Raw genomic sequence first — 7554 nt, forward strand, 5'->3', positions numbered from 1 at the left:
CTTAGGTTACATACCCATATCCATTCCGCCCATTCCTCCGCCTGGCATTCCACCTGGCATTGGAGCTTCTGGTTCTGGAACATCAGTTATCAATGCTTCAGTAGTCAAAATCATTCCAGCAACAGATGCAGCATTTTCTACTGCAGCTCTTGTTACTTTTGCAGGGTCAACGATACCCATAGATATCATATCTCCATATTTACCAGACTGGGCATCAAAACCGTAATTTGCTTTTTTGCTTGTTGAAACTTTTTCAAGAATAACAGCACCTTCAAATCCTGAGTTTTCGGAGATTACTCTTATAGGTTCTAATAGAGCTTTCTTGAGTATTTCTACTCCTGTATTCTCATCAGGATCCTCTAAAGTTAATGATTGAAGTGCATCTGAAGATTTGATTAGAACTGTTCCTCCCCCTGGCACTATACCAGACTCCACGGCTGCTCTAGTCGCGGAAAGAGCATCTTCAACTCTTTGTTTTTTTTCTTTCATTTCAATCTCAGTTGCTGCACCTACTCTTAGTATTGCAACTCCACCTGATAACTTTGCAAGCCTCTCTTGAAGCTTTTCTCTGTCATAATCAGAAGTAGTTTCTTCTATTTGACTCTGAATTTCTTTCATTCTTCCTTCAATTTCAGGTTTTGAGCCTTCTCCATCAACAAAAGTTGTATCATCTTTCTTTACAACAACTCTTGCACATTTTCCGAGATCATCTAGGGTTGCAGAATCAAGTTTTCTTCCAACTTCTTCAGAAACAACATTACCCCCTGTAAGTATCGCAATATCAGCAAGCATTGCCTTTCTTCTGTCTCCAAATCCAGGAGCTTTAACTGCAGCTACATTTATAGTTCCCCTTAGCTTATTCACAACTAGTGTTGCAAGAGCTTCCCCTTCAACATCTTCTGCTATAACAAGTAGAGGTTTTTTAGCTTGTAATACTTTTTCTAGAACAGGAACTAAATCAGATACAGCTGATATTTTACCATCAGTAATTAAAATATATGGATTTTCAAGAACAGCTTCCTGTGTATCTGGTGAAGTCACAAAATAGGGCGACAAGAAACCTCTATCAATTTGCATACCTTCAACATAATCAGTTTCATAATCAAGTGTTTTAGATTCATCAACAGTTATAACTCCATCTTTTCCAACCTTATCCATAACGCTTGCAATAAGATTACCCATTTCATCATCATGTGAAGATAACTTAGCTACATTTGAAATTTGATCTGTTTCAGACACGGGAATAGACTGACTAGCTATAGACTCTCTAACTGATACTAAAGCCTTATCTATGCCTCTTTTGATTGCCATTGGATCAGCACCTGCTGCAACTACCTTAAATCCTTCTGCAATTATTGCTTGAGCCAAAACAGTACTAGTAGTAGTTCCGTCACCTGCATCATCATTTGTGTTTTTTGATGCCTCTTTCAACAGTTGAGCACCCATATTCTCAAATGCATCCTCCAAGTCTATCTCTTTAGCAATTGTTACTCCATCTGAATTGACCTGAGGAGGTCCAAATTTTTTATCTACGATAATATTTCTTCCTCTAGGCCCTAATGTAACCTTTACTGTATCAGCAAGAATATCAATTCCATTTTTTAGTCTTGTTCTTGCATCTGCTCCAAATTTTAAGTCCTTTGCTGGCATTTTATTTATTCTCCATAGTTATTGTGTAATTAATTTTTTGATACATTATCCAACGATGGCTAATATATCACTTTCTCTTACGATTAAATATTCTTTTCCACCTTCTGAATATTCAGTTCCTGCATATTTGGAATAAATCACTTCATCACCGGTCTTAACAGATAAAGCAATTGTTTTTCCATCATCATTCACTCTTCCTTCTCCAGCAGCAACAACTTTACCCTTTTGAGGTTTTTCTTTTGCTGTATCAGGAATAATTATTCCTCCTGAGCTTTTAGAATCATCTTCTTCATTAGGTTCAATAATTAGCCTATCTCCTAATGGCTTAAGTTTAAGTGCCACTTATACATTCCTTCCTTTTTTATTCAGTAAATTAAGATACTCAAATAAAAATTGATTTATAATTTTACATCTTCTATTTTAAAATATTTTCACAACCTGTCAAATAGAAATCATTATATAACTATGTTTAGCAAAAATAGGATTTATCTTGAAGTTAATATTCCGCCATTAATATTTGTTGATTGTCCTGTAATAAATCTTGCTTTATCGCTAGCTAAGAATCCCATTAGATCAGCAACCTCTTCATCAGTTCCTACTCTACCCATAGGAATAGAATCAGCCCTACTTTTCCTGAAAGCTCTTTCTCTATTATTTAGTGCTCCATTACAGTACCACCATTTTGGTTAATAGATTGACCATGTATCCAAGAAGCAGCTTCAGTACATAAATACGCACAAAAATCCCCTACCTCTTCATCTGTACCATTTCTACCAATTGGTGTTGTATCAGCCATATTACTCCAGGTTTCACCCCTTCCAAGTACATCCATCCTGTGTGTATCAACTGCACCTGGACAAACTGCATTAACATTAATATTATGCGGTCCTAATTCCCTAGCCATTGATTGAGTCATTCCAACTATTGCAAAATTAGCTCCATTATAGGCTAATGTATTAGCAGACCCCTTTTTACCTGCTGTTGAAGAAATATTAACTATTTTTCCTCCATTTCCTCCAGCAATCATATGTTTTATTACAGCTTTAGTGCACAGAAATGTGCCTGTAACTTTAATGTCCATTACCTTTTGAAAAGTGTCTTCTCCTAAATCTAGAATAGGAACTCTATCTTCTGCTCTTGCATAAGCTGCATTATTAATTAATATGTCTATTCTTCCAAATTCATTCATAGTATCATCAACCATTTTTTGAACATCTTTTTGACTTGTTACATTTGAAATTAGTGGGAGTGCTTTTTGCCCTTCATCTCTTATTTGGTCAGCAACACTATGAATATCTTTCCATCCAATATTTTTTTCATCTTCAGGAAACGACTCTGGGCTTCTTCCTGTTCCAGTAATAACTACATCTGCACCTAGTTTTGCCAATGCAACTGCTGCTGCTCTTCCAATTCCTCTTAATCTACCTGCTCCAGTTACTATAGCTACTTTACCTTTAAGTTCTTTGTCCATTTTTCCCTCAATTTTCATTTTTAATATTTTCCATAATTCTAATCTATTAAGTTGTTTATTTTAACCATAGAATTTTCAATATCATCAGTAATTATGGTTATATGCCCCATTTTTCTTCCTATTTTTATCTCATCTTTTTTATAAAGCTTTATAAAATGGTTATCCATATTTTCTATTTCTCTGATAATGTCTTTATGATTCTTTTTTAAAAAAAAATCACCGAGTAAGTTTTTCATCAAAGCTTTTTTATTTGATACTGGTGTATTGATTTTTTTGTTAGAAATTATGTCTCCTAATAAGCCAAACTGTGAAATAGAATGAGATTCAATAGTTAGATGCCCCGAATTATGGGGCCTTGGAGCTATTTCATTGAATAAAATATCATCTTTATTATCAATAAACATTTCAATTGCTAAGATACCTGTTAATTTCACTTCATTTGAAAATCTTTTAGCCAAATTTATAGCTTGTTCTCTAATTTTTTCAGAAATTCTTGCTGGATATATTGAAATATCCAAAATCCCATTTTTATGTATATTTTCAATAGGATTAAAAAAAATACTATTCCCTGAAAGATCTTTACCTATGATAACTGAAAACTCTTTTTTAAAATTAACTAGTTCTTCAATAATATAATCCTGATCTTTTTCTAGAGAAGTGAGTATTTTATCAACATCATTTGAAGAATTTATTCTATATTGCCCTTTCCCATCGTAACCTAAAGTATTAGTTTTTATTATAAGAGGAAACTTGATTTTAGATTTTTCAATAATTCTGTATAGGTCTTTATCCTTATTGAAGCTTGCAAAATTAGGAGTTTTTATTCCATATTTCTTAAAATTATTTTTCTCATTTAATCTATTTTGTGAAATTGATAAAATATAAGGACTTGGATGTATTTCAATATCTTTATTTATCAGTATCAAGCTTTCAATTGGAACATTTTCAAATTCATAAGTGATAATATCGCAGTTTTTGGATAAATATTTCAAAGCGTCGATATCATCAAATTTTTTTTTAATATGAATTGCAGCAGTGTTTTTTGCTGGTGGATTTTCTGAAGGATCAATGAAAATAACTTTTTTACCAATGCTAAACAAATATTCCGATAACATCTGACATAATTGTCCACCACCTATTATACCTATAATATTATTTTCCAATTTCTACTCTAACCAAGTTCCAATATTACTATCAGTAGAAACACTTTCTGTAACTTCAGATATTCTTTTAGATAATCTTCCGGCTAAATCTTCATCACTNAAGGATAGAATTTTTGCAGCAAGTAAAGCTGAATTTTCTGCTCCTGATTGACCAATAGCAACTGTAGCTACTGGTACACCCTTTGGCATCTGAACAATAGATAATAAGGAATCTAAACCATTTAAGTTTGAAGATTTTATAGGAACTCCGATAACAGGAAGTTCTGAAAGTGAAGCGACCATACCTGGAAGGTGTGCTGCTCCTCCAGCTCCAGCTATTATTATCTTAATTCCTTTTTCTTTTGCTTTTCTAGCAAAATTAAACATCGCTTCTGGAGTTCTATGTGCAGAGATAATTTTTGTTTCATGAGGTATATTAAGTTCTCTTAGTACCTCTGAAGATAATCTCATGGTATCCAAATCGCTTTTACTACCCATTATCACCGAAACTAAGGGATTTTTAGATTTATTATTCAATTTTAACTCCTAGTTTTGTAAAAAGTTAATTATTGCATTTATTGAATGCTTTGGTTCTTCAAAAGTATTTTTATGATTAATACCACTTAGTACTTGAAAATTGCTTTTTGGGGTTTCCTTCATAAGTTTCTCAGTTAATTCAAAATTATCATCTTTTTCTCCCATTACAATAAGATGATTTTCTTTTTTCCATTTAATCTTTTCAAATGCCCCTTCCCAATTAAGGGCTTCCTTAAAAATTTTACTATAAGTAAAATAATTTTCTTCACCTGTTTTCTTGCCTAGTTTTTCCATAGCCTCTGATCTTTTTTTAAATCTTTTTTCTTCTAATTTTGGTGAACCTGGGTGCATCCCCAATGATATTAACTTTTTTAAGTTAAATTTTCTTGATGCTAATTCAAAACCAGCTCTTGCACCCATGGAAAAACCCATATAATCAAATTTTGTTATTTGTAATGCTTCAATTAATTTAATTATATTTTTTGTCATTTCAGGAACAGTCAATTTATTTGAATTAATATTACCTTCATTAATTCCATGCCCTATAAAATCAAAAACATGCACTGTTCTTATGGATGATAATTTTTCCACCCATCCGGTTTCTATCCATGAATTTTTATTTTGAGCCATTCCATGCCCCAAAATTAAATCAGGGCCTTTACCAAATGTTAAATAAGTTGCCATCTAAGTCTTTTTATTTGATTATTTATATTTATCATTATAGAGTAAGAAATTTTATGGAGTTAAACTTGACTGAAGATCTTGAAAAAATAGCAATGGTCGTCACTGCGCATCCAGATGACGCAGAATGGGGATGTTCAGGCTCTGTAGCTAAATGGACAAGACTAGGCTGGGAAGTAATTTATGTCCTAATTACTGACGGTTCGAAAGGTACTGAAGATAGATCTATTTCAAGCAAACAACTTTCTGAAATTAGAGAAAAAGAACAAAGGGATGCAGGTGAGATATTAGGCTTAAAAGCTGTAGAATTTCTGGGATATCCTGATGGATATTTAGAACCCACTCTAGATGTAAGAAAAGATATTTCAAGAGAAATTAGAAGATATAAACCATCAATTTTGATTACAACTAATCCTAATAGAGATTTACAGTCTTCGGGTTACATAGGACATCCTGATCATTTTGCTGCAGGAGAAGCAGCTTTATCAGCAGTTTTTCCTAGCGCAAGGGATCATCTAACCTTTCCAGATTTACTTGAAGAAGGATTTGAACCTCATAAAGTCAAGCAAGTCTGGATAAATATGTTCAATATGGGTAACAATGCTAATCCAAATTATTTTTTTAATCCTCTTGAAAAAGTAGATGTAGATAAAGCCACAGAAGCTCTTTTAGCCCACACAAGTCAAATCCCTGACCCTGAACAAGCTAGAAAATTTCATCAGCAAAGAAGAGTTGAAGTTGGTAAAATCTGTAATAGTGATTATGCAGAAGCATTTGCTAAATTTGAATTAGGTTAATTTCTAAATTGCTTCTGATTCAGTACTCTCTATTTTTTCATCTCTAATAGCATTAAACTCTCTATCTATTGATTGAGTTATCATACCACCATCNGAGCTATGAAGAACAAATCTAGCCCCTAAATCTATAGTCTTTTTTGTTCTTTCTTCTGTGAACCCATGAACCATAACAGGAATATTATATGATTCAGAAACCTTTATGATTTTAGTAAGAGTATCCAAATATTCTTTATCTTCTAGCTCATCTGGGATCCCCATAGATGTTGTAAGATCATTTGGTCCAACAAAAACACCATCAATAGGACCTTTAGAAATCAAGCTATCAAGATTATTTACCGCTGCAATACTTTCAATACCAACGATCATTATTCTGTGCCCATTTCTTTTATGAAGATAATCTTTTGTCTTTTGAGAGGGAAATTTTTCTGAGTTAAGCACATCCTCAAAAGCCTTTCCTTTCAATGGATGCAGCTGAACTTTCCAAGCACATCTTTGAATCATTTCTGGATCTTCACAATAAGGTACTAATACTCCGTCAGCTCTAGAGTCCAGAGCTATTGCTACAAGAGTAGGATCTGGGTCTGCAACTCTGACAATTACAGTCAATCCAATGCCCTGACCTATGGCTACCATTCTAGCTACCTCGCCTCTTGAGTATGAACCATGTTCAGCATCTACTATAATGTAATCCAAAGCTTTTGAAGAAAAAGATGCTGCCCACCTACTTCCTTCTACAAAATTAATCATTGTTCCAAAGACCTTACCTCCTGATTGTAAGGTCTTTTTTATCTCTTCTGGTTTCATAATTCCCTCTTTCTTAAATTTCTAAATCTTTATAACTTTCAATAACATAATCTGGTGGAGACAAATCTTTTGGATATTCAAAATCCATCTTTTTCCAAGCAGTTTTGAATCCTATATTCTTCGCACCCAGTATATCTGTATATGGATTGTCGCCTATAAATAGTACATTTTCAATATCTTTAGTCGTAAGTTTTAACTGTCTGAGAGCTTCTTCATAAATTTCAATATCTGGCTTACTATAACCAAAAATTTCAGAGGCAATAACAAAATTAAATAGTCCATCCAGTCCTGTATTCTTAATTTTTTTATATTGATAATCATCACCATTGGTTACTACCCCGAAATTAATTTGTTTTTCTTTCATACATAGCAGAAATTCCTTGATTCCATCATATGGTTCAATTAAATCAACAATATTTTCGTAATAAAATTCATAAAAAGAATTGTAATTTTTATCAAAATCCTTAAATTT

At 33.0% G+C, this 7554-nt stretch carries 9 protein-coding genes and 1 pseudogene; 1 reads left to right on the plus strand and 9 read right to left on the minus strand.

Going from position 1 to position 7554, the window contains the following annotated elements; genetic code table 11:
* Window positions 1-6: 6 nt before the first annotated feature.
* The 7 genes and pseudogenes from groL to MK083_00375 form a co-directional block, all read right to left on the minus strand.
* The gene (gene groL, locus MK083_00345; GenBank protein ID MCH2672908.1) at window positions 7-1650 is read right to left on the minus strand and encodes a chaperonin GroEL; all 1644 of its coding nucleotides are present in this window, start codon (window positions 1648-1650) and stop codon (window positions 7-9) included.
* A 45-nt stretch (window positions 1651-1695) separates the two neighbouring features.
* A complete protein-coding gene (groES, locus tag MK083_00350; protein ID MCH2672909.1) occupies window positions 1696-1992 on the minus strand; it encodes a co-chaperone GroES in 297 nt (98 codons plus the stop codon).
* 143 nt (window positions 1993-2135) lie between these two features.
* A pseudogene (locus MK083_00355) lies at window positions 2136-2264 on the minus strand (SDR family oxidoreductase).
* A gap of 41 nt (window positions 2265-2305) precedes the next feature.
* Entirely contained in the window at window positions 2306-3139 is an 834-nt protein-coding gene (locus tag MK083_00360; protein MCH2672910.1) for an SDR family oxidoreductase, read from the minus strand.
* A 20-nt stretch (window positions 3140-3159) separates the two neighbouring features.
* On the minus strand, window positions 3160-4284 hold the full coding sequence (locus tag MK083_00365; protein ID MCH2672911.1) for a 5-(carboxyamino)imidazole ribonucleotide synthase: 1125 nt from the start codon (window positions 4282-4284) through the stop codon (window positions 3160-3162).
* A 3-nt stretch (window positions 4285-4287) separates the two neighbouring features.
* Window positions 4288-4761: a 5-(carboxyamino)imidazole ribonucleotide mutase gene (gene purE, locus MK083_00370; GenBank protein ID MCH2672912.1), complete on the minus strand. Its 474-nt coding sequence runs from the start codon at window positions 4759-4761 to the stop codon at window positions 4288-4290.
* A gap of 48 nt (window positions 4762-4809) precedes the next feature.
* A complete protein-coding gene (locus tag MK083_00375; protein MCH2672913.1) occupies window positions 4810-5484 on the minus strand; it encodes an alpha/beta hydrolase in 675 nt (224 codons plus the stop codon).
* Between the two features lie 65 nt (window positions 5485-5549).
* Between MK083_00375 and MK083_00380 the strand changes: the two genes are divergently transcribed.
* Window positions 5550-6278: a PIG-L family deacetylase gene (locus tag MK083_00380; GenBank protein ID MCH2672914.1), complete on the plus strand. Its 729-nt coding sequence runs from the start codon at window positions 5550-5552 to the stop codon at window positions 6276-6278.
* Between the two features lie 3 nt (window positions 6279-6281).
* On the opposite strand, the gene MK083_00385 is transcribed toward MK083_00380, so the two are convergent.
* Both MK083_00385 and MK083_00390 read right to left on the minus strand, forming a co-directional pair.
* Window positions 6282-7082: an aldolase/citrate lyase family protein gene (locus tag MK083_00385; GenBank protein MCH2672915.1), complete on the minus strand. Its 801-nt coding sequence runs from the start codon at window positions 7080-7082 to the stop codon at window positions 6282-6284.
* Between the two features lie 13 nt (window positions 7083-7095).
* The coding region (locus tag MK083_00390) for an HAD family hydrolase (GenBank protein MCH2672916.1) at window positions 7096-7554 on the minus strand (459 nt) is incomplete at its 5' end.

The organism is Dehalococcoidia bacterium, from assembly GCA_022451965.1.
In the GTDB taxonomy this organism is placed as follows: Bacteria; Chloroflexota; Dehalococcoidia; order Lucifugimonadales; family Lucifugimonadaceae; genus TMED-70.